At 42.8% G+C, this 15918-nt stretch carries 15 protein-coding genes; 9 read left to right on the forward strand and 6 right to left on the reverse strand.

Translation table 11 applies throughout. The features are described 5' to 3' along the window. The first annotated feature begins 71 nt into the window (after positions 1–71). Complete coding sequence (locus FHS24_RS07900) at positions 72–2150, forward strand: Ig-like domain-containing protein (protein ID WP_183620460.1); 2079 nt, start codon at positions 72–74, stop codon at positions 2148–2150. 190 nt (positions 2151–2340) lie between these two features. After that, positions 2341–3270 (forward strand): formyltetrahydrofolate deformylase, encoded by a 930-nt coding sequence (gene purU, locus FHS24_RS07905; protein ID WP_233449102.1) that lies wholly within the window; start codon positions 2341–2343, stop codon positions 3268–3270. Positions 3271–3366: 96 nt separating this feature from the next. Here purU and FHS24_RS07910 read toward each other — a convergent pair whose 3' ends face one another. Further along, entirely contained in the window at positions 3367–4173 is an 807-nt protein-coding gene (locus tag FHS24_RS07910) for a cytochrome C assembly family protein (protein ID WP_183620467.1), read from the reverse strand. A gap of 451 nt (positions 4174–4624) precedes the next feature. Between FHS24_RS07910 and ffh the strand changes: the two genes are divergently transcribed. The 7 genes from ffh to FHS24_RS07945 all read left to right on the forward strand — a co-directional run bounded on the left by ffh (position 4625) and on the right by FHS24_RS07945 (position 11072). Then, positions 4625–6178 (forward strand): signal recognition particle protein, encoded by a 1554-nt coding sequence (gene ffh, locus FHS24_RS07915; RefSeq protein ID WP_183620469.1) that lies wholly within the window; start codon positions 4625–4627, stop codon positions 6176–6178. A 214-nt stretch (positions 6179–6392) separates the two neighbouring features. Beyond that, positions 6393–7091, forward strand: coding sequence for a tRNA (adenosine(37)-N6)-threonylcarbamoyltransferase complex dimerization subunit type 1 TsaB (gene tsaB, locus FHS24_RS07920; RefSeq protein ID WP_183620821.1), 699 nt, complete (start codon positions 6393–6395; stop codon positions 7089–7091). Between the two features lie 122 nt (positions 7092–7213). After that, the gene (locus tag FHS24_RS07925) at positions 7214–8056 is read left to right on the forward strand and encodes an undecaprenyl-diphosphate phosphatase (RefSeq protein ID WP_183620471.1); all 843 of its coding nucleotides are present in this window, start codon (positions 7214–7216) and stop codon (positions 8054–8056) included. A gap of 49 nt (positions 8057–8105) precedes the next feature. Next, positions 8106–8981, forward strand: a complete 876-nt coding sequence (locus FHS24_RS07930; RefSeq protein WP_183620472.1) for a class I SAM-dependent methyltransferase — start codon at positions 8106–8108, stop codon at positions 8979–8981. Between the two features lie 139 nt (positions 8982–9120). Beyond that, positions 9121–9363, forward strand: a complete 243-nt coding sequence (locus FHS24_RS07935; protein WP_183620473.1) for a hypothetical protein — start codon at positions 9121–9123, stop codon at positions 9361–9363. 121 nt (positions 9364–9484) lie between these two features. Next, on the forward strand, positions 9485–10402 hold the full coding sequence (ubiA, locus tag FHS24_RS07940; protein ID WP_183620474.1) for a 4-hydroxybenzoate octaprenyltransferase: 918 nt from the start codon (positions 9485–9487) through the stop codon (positions 10400–10402). Then, a complete protein-coding gene (locus tag FHS24_RS07945; protein ID WP_227671736.1) occupies positions 10395–11072 on the forward strand; it encodes a DUF4112 domain-containing protein in 678 nt (225 codons plus the stop codon). The genes ubiA and FHS24_RS07945 overlap by 8 nt, the downstream gene beginning before the upstream one ends. 108 nt (positions 11073–11180) lie before the next feature. Here the strand turns inward: FHS24_RS07945 and FHS24_RS07950 are convergent, their stop codons facing one another. From FHS24_RS07950 to ispZ, 5 genes are all read right to left on the reverse strand, one after another. Beyond that, complete coding sequence (locus FHS24_RS07950) at positions 11181–11798, reverse strand: hypothetical protein (RefSeq protein ID WP_183620475.1); 618 nt, start codon at positions 11796–11798, stop codon at positions 11181–11183. A gap of 184 nt (positions 11799–11982) precedes the next feature. After that, positions 11983–14127, reverse strand: coding sequence for a tRNA (5-methylaminomethyl-2-thiouridine)(34)-methyltransferase MnmD (mnmD, locus tag FHS24_RS07955; RefSeq protein ID WP_183620476.1), 2145 nt, complete (start codon positions 14125–14127; stop codon positions 11983–11985). 26 nt (positions 14128–14153) lie between these two features. Next, positions 14154–14705, reverse strand: a complete 552-nt coding sequence (locus FHS24_RS07960; RefSeq protein ID WP_227671737.1) for a hypothetical protein — start codon at positions 14703–14705, stop codon at positions 14154–14156. Continuing rightward, a complete protein-coding gene (locus FHS24_RS07965) occupies positions 14702–15043 on the reverse strand; it encodes a YciI family protein (protein WP_183620478.1) in 342 nt (113 codons plus the stop codon). Before FHS24_RS07965 ends, FHS24_RS07960 begins: the two co-directional genes overlap by 4 nt. Positions 15044–15190: 147 nt before the next feature. Then, entirely contained in the window at positions 15191–15742 is a 552-nt protein-coding gene (gene ispZ / locus FHS24_RS07970) for a septation protein IspZ (protein WP_183620480.1), read from the reverse strand. Positions 15743–15918: the final 176 nt, after the last annotated feature.

Consider the following 15918-nt stretch of genomic DNA (forward strand, 5'->3'; position numbering starts at 1 on the left):
ATCAAATATGAAGCCATGTAATGATTATGTGTATTTACTCAAACAAATTGCGTCCGCCGCGGAGTTCAAAAATGTCATATAGCTCACTACCTCTTACCTCTAAGTTATTCCAACTCACCTTTTTGACTTGTGCATTAGCTTTGGCGGGTTGTGGTGGTGGGGATACAGTAGATTCTATTGCACCAGTGCCTGATACAGGTGTGACACAGCCTGGTACGGGTGGTGGTAATGGAGGCGTAGGGAATGGGGATATAGGAAGTGTTCTTAAGATCAGCCCAATGTCACTCTTAGACTCTAATGGTAATTTAACTCGTACTATTTCAATGTCAGGCGCGACTGCAAAAGTAACTGTTACTGACGCTTCAGGGAATGGAGTCGGTGGGGCGTTGGTCACCTTCAATGGCGAAGGCGTTGGGTTTGGAACAACAAACGGTGCTGTATTGACTAATGCTGAAGGGGTTGCAACAACATCAGTAGTGCCATTATCTCCTAATGATACTGGTAGTTATAGTTTATCAGCCACAGCTAAATATGAGGATATGACTGACACTACCGCTGATTATAACTACTCTTTACAAGCTGTTGATATTAGTCTAATTAATTTAAAAACTGGCGAAACTCTTTTAGAGTCAGGTGCATCAACTGTAGTTACTTTACAGACAAAAGATATCAGTACTGGCCAATTTCAAAATGATGTTACCGTAAATTTTTCAGCTACCTGTGGTTCATTTGATCCTGCCAGTGTAGTTTCATCAAATCAGGGCAATGTTACTGCGACTTATAAAGCAATAGATAGTAATGGTAATTTATGTGAAGATAAACAAATCATTACCGCAGTAACAGCTAATAATACATCTTCTACTCAAAGTATCGAAGTTAATATCAAAGCTATAAAAGCTAGTAATATTATATATACTACCAGTGAGTCAGTGGTACTAGGTGCAAAGGATAGTGGTTCTTCATCTTCTGGTCAGATTGAATTTACCGTATATTCTAACGGTGTGCCAGCAGCTAACCAAGAAGTGATACTTGATTTAGTTAAGGCCCCAATCGACTTTAACTTTATCTCGCAAGGTAATCGAGATTCTAAACCATTAAAAAGTAATTCATCAGGTAAGGTCACTGTAAATCTATATCCAGGTAATATTCCTGGACCAGTAGAGATTCAAGCCACTTTAAAATCAGATATGACTATCTCTGCTTCTGCTAAGAATATAGCTGTTGCTACAGGCAGACCTACGCAAAAAGGTATTACCCTCGCACTGGAAAAGAATGTTCTAGCTGATAATGCTATTGACACTTCAGGTGTGTCAGTCTATTTGACTGATCGTCAAGGCAACTTTGTTCCGGATGGCACAGTAGTTAGTTTTATCGCTGAAGGGGGCACCATTACTCCAAATTGCGCAACAACTCAAGGGAATTGCTCTGTAACTTTCACATCTCAGAATCCAAGACCTGCAAATGGTCGAGTTAGTGTGATTGCATACGTAGAAGGCGATAAAGCATACTCTGATTTAAACGGAGATAATGTCTATACGGCAGGCATAGATAGCCTGTTGGATAATATTGGTAACTTCTTTCGTGATGACAACGAAGATTTGAAATATAATCCAGGTGAGTTTGTTTACAAAAGAGGAGCGTTCCCAGCGAATGCTAAGCAAGCCTCTTGTGCGGTAAGCACTTTATCCCAACCTAACCTTTTCAATTTTCCGAGTATGGATAATCCTACTACATGCGATGACTCATTAGAGACGGTAATACGTAAACAAGTTATCATGGGCTTTGCTAATGATACGCCAACCTTTTACAATTATACGGTTACTCCAGGAGCAATATCATTTGAAATGTATGGTAATAGCTTGAGAACAGTATCAATGCCTTCTAACACTAGCTTAAGTCTTTCTGTACAGGATAAAACTCCTGACAATGATGTGAGTTGTGAAGCTGAAATTACCGATGGTAATTTAACTGTACCTAGTCTAGTAAGTTTGAAAAGAGTCGATGGCACTACAAATCAAAACTTTTTTGAAAGTAGTGAAGATATTCTCTATACGGTATCAACTGTTGGTTGTCAGGCTGGTGATAGTATTAAATTATCAGTCACAACTCCTTCTCCGACTTCAAAAACTACTACAGTTCAACTTTTTTAAAACTAAGTTGTAGCTAAATGAAATAAAACCCTCGACGTTATGTTGGGGGTTTTTGTATTCATAATCTCAATAATTAAATACAAGCAACTCAATCAGCAAATTTTTGCAAAAGCGATTAGAATAGTCGGTTTCCTATGCCGCTAACTATATTTAGAATAAGCAGCAAGTTTCATTTTTAATTGGGCACATTATGTCAGACAATACCACGACTGCTACAGCAAGCATAAAGTCGAGCAAGACTTCTCAAAATACACCAGTTGCGGCTGCTATTGATACCGCGACTTTATTGATTAAATGCCGCGATCAAGCTGGCATTGTACAAGCCGTATCTGAGTTCATTCATCGTTATGGTGGCAATATTATTACGCTCGATCAGTATTCAACCGCTCATGAAGGTGGTCAGTATTTTATGCGTTTGGAGTTTGCTTTAGCAGGCTTGAGCGAGATTATGGATAATTTTGAAGCCAGCTTTGGGCATACGGTGGCCAAGCGCCATAATATGGCGTGGCGCTTACATAACAATGCGATTAAAACCAAGGTTGGCATCTTAGTGTCAAAGTTTGATCATGCTTTGTTGGATTTACTGTGGCGTCATCAGCGCGGATTATTAGATTGCGAGATTACGTCTGTTGTCAGTAATCATGAGGATTTGCGTCAAGCGGTAGAAAACTTTGGTATCACCTTCCATTATGTGCCAGTCAATAAGGATAATAAAGCCGAGGCGGAAGAGCAGATTCATACGTTAATGGCAGGCAATGACTTGCTGGTATTGGCGCGTTATATGCAGATATTATCATCTGACTTTGTCAAACGTTGGCCGATGCAAATTATCAATATCCACCATTCATTTTTGCCCGCGTTTGTCGGTGCCGACCCTTATCGTCAGGCTTATGAGAAAGGCGTCAAGCTTATTGGGGCGACCGCGCATTATGTCACAGCCGAGCTTGATCAAGGTCCTATCATTGAACAAGATGTGCATCGTGTGACCCATCGTCAAGGGGTGACAGAGTTACGGGCTATTGGCCGTGATATCGAGCGCAATGTCTTAGCACGCGCTGTGAACTGGCATGTGCAAAACCGCGTGATTGTGGCAGGTAATAAAACCGTGGTTTTTAATTAGAGTAGTTTTAAACTGACATGAGAGCGTAAAAAAAGGCTGCGAGTATTAGTATTTAATACTCGCGGCTTTTTTTCATCAGATTGCTGCTTTTTTAATTTATAACAGCATTTCTAACACAAATTTGCTACCGACAAAGCCAATTGCTAATAAAATAAACGCATAAATTGTCATGTTAGCAGCACGTTTGCCACGCCATCCTGCCCGCCAGTTGCCTAACAGTAGCGCGCCAAATAACAGCCAAGATAGGACGCTAAATACCGTTTTATGGGCAAGATGCTGCGCCATTAAGTCTTCTACGTAAATAAAACCAATCCCTAGCGCGATACTTAGCAAGACAAAGCCGACCAATAGCATGTCGAACAATAGGCTTTCCATGCTCTGTAGCGACGGCAGTTTATTTACCCAAAAGCGATGAATCGATTGGTGTTTTAGCTCACGTATTTGTAAGCGCAAAAATAGCGCTTGCAGCGCTGCCATCAGCAGCACACAATAGGCGGCAAGCGATAGTAGGATATGCGCTTCAAGCCCGATACTGATATCCATGATGGGACGGTAAGGCGCGCGGCCAATATAACCGACAATCAATCCGACTAATGCCGTCGGTGCTGCTAAAATACCAAGACTAACGATAGGGCGGTATAAGCTAAAAATAACGTAGAAAAATAGGAAAAATAAACTGATCAGGCTAATGATGTTAAATAGGTTGAAATTTAGCCCATATAGCGTGACCACATGCGGATAAAGTAATGCTGCATGTGCCAACATACCGATAACCAATAAACCTAAGCTCACGCCTTTGTGGATAGGTTTATCCTGAATCAGCGCCCAACCAATGTAGATGCTGGCCAAAATATAAACCATGCCAGCCAGTAAAAATGCAAGTTGCAAGATAAAAAACCTCATCTCATGATGAGCGCAAAATCGCCGCTCAATTGAATGCTAAAATGGTATTATCAGAATGATTAGAATAATCATCCAATTTATCATAAAATGGCAAGCAATTGAGTGCCATATTACGGATTGATTATAAGCACTTGTAAGACAGTAGCGCTAAAATTTAGTATTTATTAGCTATAAACTTAAGTGGTCAGCTTTATTTAATCCTATATTTGCAAACTGTCATTTGCAAAACGACTAAACGACTATAAGCTTTGCAGCGCCTTAATGTTATAGTGTTGATAATATGCTGCTTTTTATAATGATTTTTATAAAAACGCCACCTCATATGCTATAGCACACCTTAATAAGAGTTATCAGCAAGCAACGCTGAACCAAGTTTAATGACGTATTGTTGTCATAGTATTTTTCACCAAGAATTATTTTCACTAAGAATTATTTTAATTGAGAGTCATTTATGTTTGATACCTTAACAGAGCGCTTATCGTCGAGCCTGCGTAATATCGTCGGCACTGGGCAGTTGACCGAAGATAATATTAAAGACACCTTGCGCGAAGTGCGTATGGCGCTGTTAGAAGCCGACGTCGCGCTACCGGTCACCCGTGATTTTGTGAAGCGAGTAAAAGAGCAAGCGCTTGGTGCTGAAGTGCTGAAAGAGTTGGCACCAGGACAAGCATTCGTTAAAATCGTCCATGACGAGCTGACCGAAATGATGGGTAGCGCCAATCAGCAGCTTGAGATGACAGGTAAACCGCCTGTTGTTTATTTATTAGCGGGTTTGCAAGGTGCGGGTAAAACCACCACCGCTGGTAAATTGGCGAAATTCTTACAAGAACGCCATAAGAAAAAAGTGATGCTAGTTTCTGCTGACGTTTACCGCCCAGCGGCAATTGCTCAGCTTGAGCAAGTAGCAGGGCAAGTAAATGCCAAGTTCGTCAATTCAAGTAGCGACGAGAACCCAATTGATATCGCCTTGCGTGCTATCGAAGAAGCGAAAATTCAGTATCAAGATATTTTGATTATTGATACCGCCGGTCGTCTGGCTATCGACGAAGCCATGATGGAGGAAATCAAAGCGCTTACCGCGGCGGTCAATCCATCTGAGACGCTATTTGTCGTTGATGCGATGACCGGTCAAGATGCGGCCAATACCGCGAAAGCCTTTAACGATGCGTTGCCATTGACGGGTGTTATTTTAACCAAGACCGACGGTGATGCTCGCGGCGGCGCGGCATTGTCTGTACGTGCGATTACCGGTAAGCCGATTAAGTTTTTAGGTCGTGGTGAAAAATTAGACGCGTTAGAGCTATTCCATCCTGAACGTATCGCTCAGCGTATTCTTGGTATGGGTGACGTCTTAAGTTTAGTTGAAGAAGTCGAGCAAAAAATCGACCGTGATAAAGCCGAAAAAATGGCGAAAAAGATGCAGAAAGGCGGCGAGTTCGACCTTGAGGATCTATTGACCCAATTTCAGCAAATGAAAAGTATGGGCGGCATGGCAGGCTTTTTAGATAAGATGCCAGGTATGGGCGGTTCTGATATGCAAAAAGCGGTTGAAGATGCCAAGCCTGAAGAAAAAGTACGGGAAATGGAAGCCTTGATTAATTCAATGACACCATTTGAGCGCAAAAATCCTGACAAGATTAATCCAAGCCGTAAGCGCCGTATTGCTGCCGGTTCTGGGCGTGAGATTCAAGACGTCAACCGTTTGCTCAAACAGCATAAGCAAATGGCAAAAATGATGAAAATGATTTCTAAGCCTGAAGGCATCAGTAAAATGATGAAGTCGATGCAAGGATTGATGGGTGGCGGCGCTGGAGCAGGTGGCGGCGGTGGTGGTCCATTATTCGGTGGCGGTGGTCAGCAAGGCGGTGTCAAAGATGTGAACCCGCAGCAAATGGCAAAGCAGATGGGACTCGATCCAAATAATATGCCTAGCACTGAAGAGATGCAAAAGCAGATGCAAGAGCTACAAAATCAAGGTCCAAAGAAATTTAAAACACGCTTTTAAATAAACGTTGATTATATTAGCAGTCACTATTAGCAAGTATTTTTAAAAAAAACCTCAAGCCTATATAAGATTTGAGGTTTTTTTTACGTCTCTCTTATTTAGACAAGTTCTCATCAATAAAGTATGAAAAAGGTATAAATTAATAAAATTTGCCTATCCTAAATGCTATGATAGGCGCTGTTTTATAATGCCAAGCGAATAAGTCGAGGTAATGATGTTTTTAGCAATGGATACCGTGTTTGATCAGTGTTCGATCGCGATTTTAGATGCCAATGGTCAGGTGCTGTCGAGTCATACTGAGACGGGTAAACGCCAGCAGACCCAGCAAATCCTACCGATGATTGATGCGGCATTGTCTGAGGCTAAAGTTCGTCTTGCTGATATAGAAGCATTGATATTCAATCGCGGTCCTGGCGCATTTAGTGGTATACGAATCAATACGGCAGTGGTGCAAGCACTATCTGTCGCACATGATATCCCTTGTGTGGGTGTGTCTAGCCTGCAAGCAATTGCCCAATGTGCGTATCAAAAGTATGGTTTGAAGCAAGTATATAGCTCACTTGATGCGCGTATGCAGCAAGTTTATTTTGGGCAGTACTCGATTTTAGGCGATGTAGCAGGCAATGCTATCATGCAGCCTATATTGGTTAATGATAGCGATAGCACCGAGCAGCTGCTTGATTATGATAGCCAAACAGCGCTTAATCTGCCTATCGTCGGTAATGGTGCGACGCTATTAAAAGCGAATGACGAACAAGTAGGTTATGAGGATGTCTCGCCGGATGCGGTAGTGATCGGACAATTGGGTATCGCCCAATTCACGAATGTTGGCGGTACTGATGCCGCCAATGCCTTACCAAGATATCTGCGCAACCAAGCATGGAAAACGCTCAAAGAGCAAGGTAAGGCTTAGTTTTTGCTTGAGACCATAAAATATAGTTCATCACAAAATATTTGCATCAAGAAAATATAGAATATTATAAAAGCAACGATCATATAGGACAGGCGATAGCACTGTTTTTTAGGGAAGCAACTGTGGATATACTGTTATTAATCCAAGCGGTCATCATGGGTATCGTTGAGGGTATCACTGAATTTTTACCCATCTCCAGTACGGGATATTTGATTTTATCAGCGGATTTGATGGGCTTTTGGACCAAAGAAAAGGTTGATTTGTTTGTGGTGGTAGTCCAGCTTGGCGCTATCTTAGCAGTCATTTATGATTATTGGGATAGATTGTGGCAAGCGCTCATGGGGCTGCTGACCGGTAAAGCGGAAGGCATGAGCAATCCAAGACAGTTGGGTCTAAGTTTAATTGTCGCGACCATTCCAGTGATGATTGTGGGCTTTACTTTCGCCGATGAGATTAAGACGTATTTGTTTAACCCTATCGTCGTTGCAATTATGCTGATTGTTGGCGGTTTGCTGATATTTTATGTAGAAAATCGCCCTAAAACAATTGTTGCGCAAGAAGCAGAAGATGTCAGCCTAAAAACGGCATTGATGATTGGGTTGATGCAGTGTCTGGCATTGATACCAGGGACTTCACGCTCTGGTGCGACTATTATTGGCGCACTATGGCTTGGTGTCTCACGTAAGGCTTCTGCTGAGTTTTCTTTCTTTTTGGGTATTCCAGTTATCGTAGGCGCGGCGTTATTAGATTTACTCAAGCACCATGACGTATTGACCAGTAGCGAAGACTGGTTGGTGCTCGGTATTGGCACTGTAGTTTCATTTATCGTCGCCTTACTTTGTATTCGCCTATTGGTTGCTTGGGTTAGCCGTCGTGACTTCAAAATCTTTGCATGGCTACGTATTATCACTGGTGTGTTGGTATTGATCGCCGCGTGGGGTTTTGGCTATCAGATGGCAGGCTAGAATATAGCCATGATTTATGGTTTTTTGAGCTATTAAAGTAAGGGCAATCATGAGCAGTCTGCAACAAACATCAAGCAACTTTATGCATTGCCAACTTATTTATGTGAATGAAGCCCAATATACTCAGATTGAAAGCCTAAAAGCGCTCATAGCTCAGCATCAATTGCCTATTATTTTAGATATTGAGCCATTTACTGATAAGCTTAATCAAAAACGTCGCCAGCAGTTAAGTGAAACCTCTACTCAACCTATTCTCTTGTTGGACGAAAAAGATAGGCTTTCATGGCTGAGTGATGGTCTCAGTGTCGCACCTGAATGGGATAAGCTACAACGCCGGGTGGTGAGTGCGGGGCGTAAGTCTGAATTATTATTACAAGCTGCTAAAATGACATCGGATAGTACAGTCATTGATGCGACGGCAGGCTTTGGGCATGACAGCCTCATATTAGCCAGTACAGGCGCACGGGTCATTATGCTTGAGCAACAACCCCTGATGGCGTTGTTGTTGCTAGCTGAGCAGCAGCGTATGCGTGCGCTACCAAATTGGCAAAAGCTGATGAGCCGTTTGCAGATTATTAATACCGATGCGCTCAGTTATTTTACAAAACCACAAACTGATGCTAAAGCAGTCGATGTGGTATATCTAGACCCTATGTTTCCAGAGGATAGCTATCAAAATAACAAAACGGGTAAAGGCGCCAAAGTAGGCAAGCATATGCAAGCCTTGCACCAATTGGTTAGTCCACCAACCCTAGAGCAAGAGAAACAATTGCTACAATCTGCGCAAGCCGTTGTCAGTCAGCATGGTGAAAAACAAGGCCGCGTAGTCGTGAAGCGTCCGCAACTTGCACCATTACTTGCCAATCAACCAGCCAGTGAGAGCTGGCATAACGAAGCGGTACGCTTTGATGGTTATTTTGTTTGATGGCTATTATTTGAAAAGATGCTTTTTAATAGGCGTTTTTTTTTCATCATAAGCAATGTACTTAGTTATTAAGCCTAGAATGCGCAGTTAGAAATTTTATGTTTGCCAAGTTTGGATTTGTTAAATTTAGGAGCAAGGAATGTCGACGCTAATCATATGGATGATGGGTGCAGGTTTATTATTAATTAATATTGTCTTACGCACTCGGATATTAAGATTAGAGGCGCGTTTAAAAGAATTGAGTAATCCGCAAGAGCAATTGGCTTTTTTGCGTCAACAAGCAGCACAAAAAGATAAGGTTCCTGCGATTAAAGCTTTGCGTAAACAATATCCTGAGCTGTCGCTCATTGAGGCCAACAAATTGTGGCAACAAATCCAATAGTTCGCCAATCTATTAATAATCTAATGTAATAATAAGCAATCTAATAGCACTTCATCTAAGAGCTGCCAAAAAAGTAGGCAAACACGCACAAAAAATCTTCTATCAATGATAATAAAAAACCATGACATTTAATGACAAACTACAAGCCTACCTGCAACTGACGCGCTTTGATAAACCAGTAGGTATAGAGCTACTGCTCTGGCCAACACTTTGGGGTGTGATGCTGGCTGCTATGGGTCAGGCGCAGCAACAAGGGGCAACGGCAGGTCTTCCTAATCTCAAGATATTGCTGATATTTGCGTTGGGCGCGATTTTTATGCGTGCGGCGGGCTGTGCGATCAATGACTTCGCCGATCGCAAGGTCGATGGTCATGTCAGCCGTACCAAAGACCGCCCATTAGCAGACGGACGCTTATCTGCTAAAGAAGCCATTGCTGCTTTTTTAGTATTGGTATTGCTTAGTGCCAGTTTGTTGTTTTTTTTGCCTATTGCCGTATTTTATTGGTCGCTTGGCGCAGTCATATTGGCGTTTATTTATCCATTTATGAAACGTTATACGCATTTACCGCAAGTGTTTTTAGCCGCAGCGTTTGGGTGGGCGATACCAATGGCGTATGTCGCGATACAAGGCGCGCCTGATATCTGGTGTTGGCTATTGTTTATTGCTTATATGTGTTGGACAGTGGCTTATGATACCCAATACGCGATGGCTGACCGTGAAGATGATTTAAAAATCGGCGTCAAATCAACGGCCATATTATTTGGTCGCTATGATGTGATTATCATCTCGCTACTACAAACCGTATTTTTACTTATTATGGGTACGGTTATGTGGCATTACTTTGCGCCAACCAGTGTAGGTGTGATACCAGTATTTGGTTTGGCGCTAGTGGCGATGATGTTTGCCAAGCAAAACAGCGCTTGTGCCAGTCGTCAAGCACTGACCTGTTTTCAGGCGTTTTTAGCCAATATATGGGTAGGGCGTTATGTCTTTGCTCTTATCGCAATCGCTTGTTTATGGACAACTTTTAATGGATAACTTCAAGAAGCTCTTAAAGTCAAAAGCGAAAAAGGGTGCTAATATTAATGCGCCAGTTATCGATTATCAAGCAAAGCTGGCTGAGCATGGTCTAACACGTGAGCAGGTTATCGCCACCGAGCGTAAATTGGCTAAGTTTGCCAATACCATGGATTCGCTCGTACGCGTGCCTTTTACCAAGCAGGGCATGGGCGCCGATGCAGCGCTTTCAACCATTCCGCTGGCGGGAGATTTAGCCGGACTGGCTTTGACAAGCTATGCCTTTATATTAGGTCGGCAGTTGGGCGTGCCTGCGCATAAAATGACGCCAGCAGTTAGGCTGGCGCTGGTTGATATGGTGGTTGGTATCGTACCTGGTATCGGCACGGTGCTAGATATTTTTATTCGTCCCAGTCGTAAGACTTTGACCATTGTGCATGAGCATCTACATGATGAATATGGCATTACCGAAACTATGCATATGGATCGACCGTTTTTGCATCAATCATTAGAAGATAAGCAGCAGCAAGGCCGCTTTGCTTTTTTTTGGCGCAATCCTATCGTTGCTTGGCTATATTTGCACATTCCTGATCTGCTTGGATTAATCGTTATTGTGGTCATCGGTTGGGGCTTATGGGCGATGATAAGCTGGCTGGTCAGTTTATTTGGTAAGACCACTGGTTTTGGCTAAAGGTAAACTAGAGCTAAAAAGGGGGCAAATATCTATAATATTTGCCCCCTTTTTTATTGCTGAATTTATTATCTCTAATAGGCTCTAAGCGCAGTTTTATTGTTAAAACTACTCAGTGATAACTTCTGCATCTACACTGATGGCCTCAAAGCTCATTGTTTTATTATTTTGAATAAGGTCGATGCTGCTACCACCGCCATGGCTGACCAGTTGAATACTGCCATCGTTTGAGCGATAAGTAGGGTTATTACCTTGGCCTTCTGGCGCACTCAAGGTCATTTTTGGTTTGCCCGGCAAGGTGACGATAGCGTTAAGCACACCTTTTTCTGAGGTTTCAAAGATAACAAATAGCGTCTCACCGGTGGCGCTGCGATAGTTGACATCAGTGATTTGCGCACCTTTGATGGCTTGTTCTGGATTGGGCGCTATCGCGGCAGTCTTTTCTGAAGTATCCGCTGCGCCAAGCTCGTTTTCTAATTCAGTTAAGCTCATATCTGCTTCTGCATTAACAGCAGACTTATCAGTATCTTCATCAGCAACTTTAGGTGCATTAATATTCGAGCTTACTGGCGTCGTTTGAGTGGTTGTGTCAGCAGAATTCTCATTAACGGTCTCAGGTTCTGGTGTCTTTTGGCAAGCACTCAGTAGTGGTAGGCTTAATAGAGCGACAGAAATTGCTTTAAAGTATGGTTTTGATTTTACTAAGGTAAAAATATCGGCTTTCATAATAGACAGCTATCCATTTATAATGGTTATTTAAGTGTTTTAAGCTTTAAGGCTAGTCTAGCATTATTCTTCAAGGCGGCTTCTATACTGTTATAAATACATGCTTTGGCTTTGAGAGCATTTGTATAAAATAGCATCTGTATAAATATTGATAAAAGTTAGCGTAAAGTTAAATTATTACCTTTTACGTTTTACGCAAGCGCGCCCGATTGGGTGATAATCGCGCTAAGGTAATGGCAGATAAAGGCGCAAAGCAGCTTAACATCATATCTGCTAATGCTTCAGCGCATATCGGTGCTAAGGCATAACCCTTTGCACCCATGGCAGAGAGCGTCCAAATGCGGCGACTTTGCGCAAGTCGCCCGACTAAGGGATGGTAGTCAATCGTTTGGGTGCGCACACCGGCACGCGCTTGCCATGCGCTGGTATCGTCTGGCAGGACATTGCTTAATTCAGGAATATCCTCCATTAATTTGTCATAATTTTGCTGATTTTCTTCACGACGGATACCAGTACTGGCGTCAGCATCTACAAAGCTGGCGCCAAGTAAAAACTGTGGCTGGTTGTCGCTAATATTATTCACTTCAGCATCACCACTTTGCACGATAAAGGGCGCGCAATAACCACTATATTTGAGCGGTAATTTAGGCAGACCAAGGACTTGCTCAGCAGTGGGCGTAAACCAAGATAATTGCCCACGAATGGTACGGCATTCAACGATACGTTTATCTAATTGATGGCTTTCATACGCGGCGCAAATCACCACATTGTCAGCGCAGATAGTAACAGGGTTCTGACTGTTATTACCATTATCACTGTCTTTATCACCAATCACCGTAACCTTATCTGCAGTTTCTTTGATATCGGTGACGCTAAGCTGCTGATAATTGATATTTGGATGTTTAAGAATAATGGTTTTTAGTGCTTGTGGATTGATCAGACCAGATTGTGGTAAATATAAATTGTCCGCTAAGTCTTTAGTTTTTAAACCGCTTAATTGCCATGCTTCTTCAGTCGTAATCGTGGTTGCCATCTCATTGGGATAATCGGCAATCTGCGCCGTGCCAATATTGGTTTTTATCAGCAAGTCTAACGTGCCTGTTTGCTCAAGTATTAGTGGCGTTTGTTGCATAACTGCTTGTTGATTAAAATAACGATATAGTCTGCCGCTATATAGATAACCAATAGAGTGCAGGTGCTCATAGACATGATGAATGGGTGTCATGTTCGGCGCGAGGAGGGCACGTGGATTGCCAGAGGCGCCAGCAAGCGGCGCGACCTTATCTACTATGGTGACTGCAATACCGCGATTGGCTAGCGTCCAAGCCGTAAGCAGTCCGGCAACGCCTGCGCCAATCACTACTGTATGGCTAGGAAGGTTTGGGTAAATTGAAGCATTACTATCGTCATTTAGAGATACAGACTCGATTGATAAAGTCTCAGTTGGTAGAGAATCAGTAATGCCAGCCATGACTGCCGTCAGCATTTCACGCTTGCGCCCAAAACCTTTCACCTTATTGATCTCAAAACCATGCGTTTGCAAGCCACGTTTGACGATACCGGCACAGCTATAAGTAGCGGCAGTCGTGCCAGTACGAGATAGGCGCTGCATCTGAGTAAATATCGTATCAGCCCACAAAGTCTCATTACAAGAAGGCGCGAAACCATCTAAAAACCAAGCATCAATATAAGGGCGATTGATAGAGGTCTCAGTTTCTAGGCTTGCCAAACTATCGCCTGCATCGCCCAACCAAATATCAAGCGTGATATTATCGTCGATAAAATTTAGTCGATGACAGCCCGCAATCAGTGGTGGATAGTTGGCTAAAAAATCTTCAATCAATTTTGCAAGTTCAGGGGCGCGCTGTACCCATAAGCTGAGTATCTGCGTTAAGTCGGAAAGTGGGATGGGGTATTTTTCAGTGGTGATAAAGTGTAAGCGGGCGCTTGTTAAATGCGGATGCTGAGCACGAAGCTCACGCCAAAGCTGCCATGTCGCTAAAAAATTCAAGCCCGTACCAAAGCCCAATTCAGCAATAGTAAAGCATCGCTTATCGGCAAGGTTTGCTAGGCGCTCGGGTAATTGGTTATGGGCTAAGAATACATGACGAGATTCTGCCAAGCCATCAGCATGCGAGAAATAGACATCGCCAAACTCCCCTGATACTGGCACTTGATTGCCAGCATCATCGGTTTGCCATGCAATCTTAGCAGGGGTAATTACGTTCGGGGGAGCTGGTTTTTTAGGGGGTTTGCTGGCTTTATAAGGTTTATGCGAGTCAGAAGAGGTAGGCTTAGATATAGCAGATTTAGACTGAGGTTTAGACATAGGTCATCACATTTATAAAGGATTTACTACCAGCGTTCACGGCGAACAAACACTAACCACGAAATAAAAATCCCGACCAATAAGCTAATTAACACTGTAAATGCACCATATAAAAACAATTGACCTTTGCTTTCATAAACCAAAACGTTTACTTGCGTTTGTAAGTCATTGACTTGACGCTGAAGCTGGGCATTACGGCTAAGCAATTCTTGATTGGCCTCAGATAGCGCTTTATTCGATGGTTGTAGCTGGGCTGCTAAGGTATCGTTAATGTTGGTCGCAGGCTGATCACTAGCAGCAAGGTTCGGTGCTGTAGTAGACACCATAGTTGAGCCAGTATTTGACGGAGTTATTTGATTCACATTGTTAGGCGCTAATACAGCATTAGGCGTTAGCGTGGCCGTTCCTGCCGCAGGGTCAGCATTGGTCACAGTTGGCGCTGCTTGTACCGACAAGCTAGCAAGCAATATCAGGCTAGCAACACTAACGTTAGTGACGCGGCCATAAGCGCGCTCACTAGTATGATTAGTAACGTGATTAGAAACAGAACTATTTAATAAAAATGACCGCTTAATCACGATGCTGCTACCTTATTGGCTGGTTTATCTGCTGCGCTGTCGGTAGGTGCAGGCAATGTCTGAACAAACGGCTTGATATCTACATGACTGTAGACCCCATCCCGCAAATAAGGCTCAGCGCTTGCCCATGCTTGCGCAGCATCGAGGGAATCAAAGTCAGCAATAATCAGGCTGCCTGACACCTCGGTTTTACCGTGCTCAATGGGCGTTGGACCAGCAATAATGAGTCGCTGCTCACTTTGTAATACTTGCAGGCGGGCAACGTGTTCGGCGCGCGTTACCTGACGTTGTGCGCTGCTACCAGCAACATCGTGACCGATAATGGCAAATAAGGACATGGGGCTTCCTCAAGTAAATAGTATGAATAAAGTGCTAATTAACCGCAATGAAAAATAATAATCATATATCTCATTATGCTTTTGAATCATATATTATGATTAAACCAGCTTTTACGATTAAACTAGGTCTTATAATTAAATCAGCTTTTATTTGTTAGTTTTGTCGGTTAACGCTGGATTGAGATGGTTTTTCAACAACGCAAATTGGGCAACCACAAATACCAACATAATCGGAATCCAGCCGTAGGTTTTGAAGTTAATCCAAGCCTCATCAGACATAGTAAATGCCGTGATATAATGCAGAACGCCCATAAAGGCAAAAAACAATGCCCAAGCGACGGTCAGTTTTTTCCAGCCACTCAGCGTGAGTGAAAACACCTCTTTCATGGCCAATTGCATCAACGGTTTATTAATCGCAGCGCTGACCAACAGCGTTAAGGCAAAGATACCGTTGATAATAGGCGACTTCCAACGCAAATAGATGTCGTCACGCAATAGCAGCGTACCACCGCAAAAGACAATAGTTAATAACAAAACGACCCACTGCTGTTTATCAAACTTGCCTTTTTGACGCACAAAATGGATGGCATAAATGATAATAGTGGCAACGAGCAATGCGCCTGCTGCTGCTAAAATGCCACTGTAACGCGCGGCAACAAAAAAAGCGATCAACGGAATGAAGTCTAATAAGGCTTTCATAGCAAATAGGATGTCCAACAAAAAACGTATGGGGTAGTTTACACGTCTACTGCCGCAAAAAAAAGCAATCAACCTTATAATCGTCCGATATGCTGTTGATATGCCATGTCTTCGCCGTTTTTAACTTGTTTTACTGATAATATAGTTAGTATCAACCGCATATTTAAATGAACAAC

Source organism: Psychrobacter luti (assembly GCF_014192115.1).
Lineage (GTDB): Bacteria > Pseudomonadota > Gammaproteobacteria > Pseudomonadales > Moraxellaceae > Psychrobacter > Psychrobacter luti.

Coding starts and splice junctions, on each gene's coding strand:
- tsaB (WP_183620821.1), top strand. CDS start 6,393: ATGTTTTTAGCAATGGATACCGTGTTTGATCAGTGTTCGATCGCGATT.
- purU (WP_233449102.1), top strand. CDS start 2,341: ATGTCAGACAATACCACGACTGCTACAGCAAGCATAAAGTCGAGCAAG.
- FHS24_RS07900 (WP_183620460.1), top strand. CDS start 72: ATGTCATATAGCTCACTACCTCTTACCTCTAAGTTATTCCAACTCACC.
- FHS24_RS07965 (WP_183620478.1), bottom strand. CDS start 15,043: ATGTCCTTATTTGCCATTATCGGTCACGATGTTGCTGGTAGCAGCGCA.
- FHS24_RS07935 (WP_183620473.1), top strand. CDS start 9,121: ATGTCGACGCTAATCATATGGATGATGGGTGCAGGTTTATTATTAATT.
- FHS24_RS07950 (WP_183620475.1), bottom strand. CDS start 11,798: ATGAAAGCCGATATTTTTACCTTAGTAAAATCAAAACCATACTTTAAA.
- ffh (WP_183620469.1), top strand. CDS start 4,625: ATGTTTGATACCTTAACAGAGCGCTTATCGTCGAGCCTGCGTAATATC.
- FHS24_RS07945 (WP_227671736.1), top strand. CDS start 10,395: ATGGATAACTTCAAGAAGCTCTTAAAGTCAAAAGCGAAAAAGGGTGCT.
- FHS24_RS07910 (WP_183620467.1), bottom strand. CDS start 4,173: ATGAGGTTTTTTATCTTGCAACTTGCATTTTTACTGGCTGGCATGGTT.
- ubiA (WP_183620474.1), top strand. CDS start 9,485: ATGACATTTAATGACAAACTACAAGCCTACCTGCAACTGACGCGCTTT.
- ispZ (WP_183620480.1), bottom strand. CDS start 15,742: ATGAAAGCCTTATTAGACTTCATTCCGTTGATCGCTTTTTTTGTTGCC.
- FHS24_RS07930 (WP_183620472.1), top strand. CDS start 8,106: ATGAGCAGTCTGCAACAAACATCAAGCAACTTTATGCATTGCCAACTT.
- mnmD (WP_183620476.1), bottom strand. CDS start 14,127: ATGTCTAAACCTCAGTCTAAATCTGCTATATCTAAGCCTACCTCTTCT.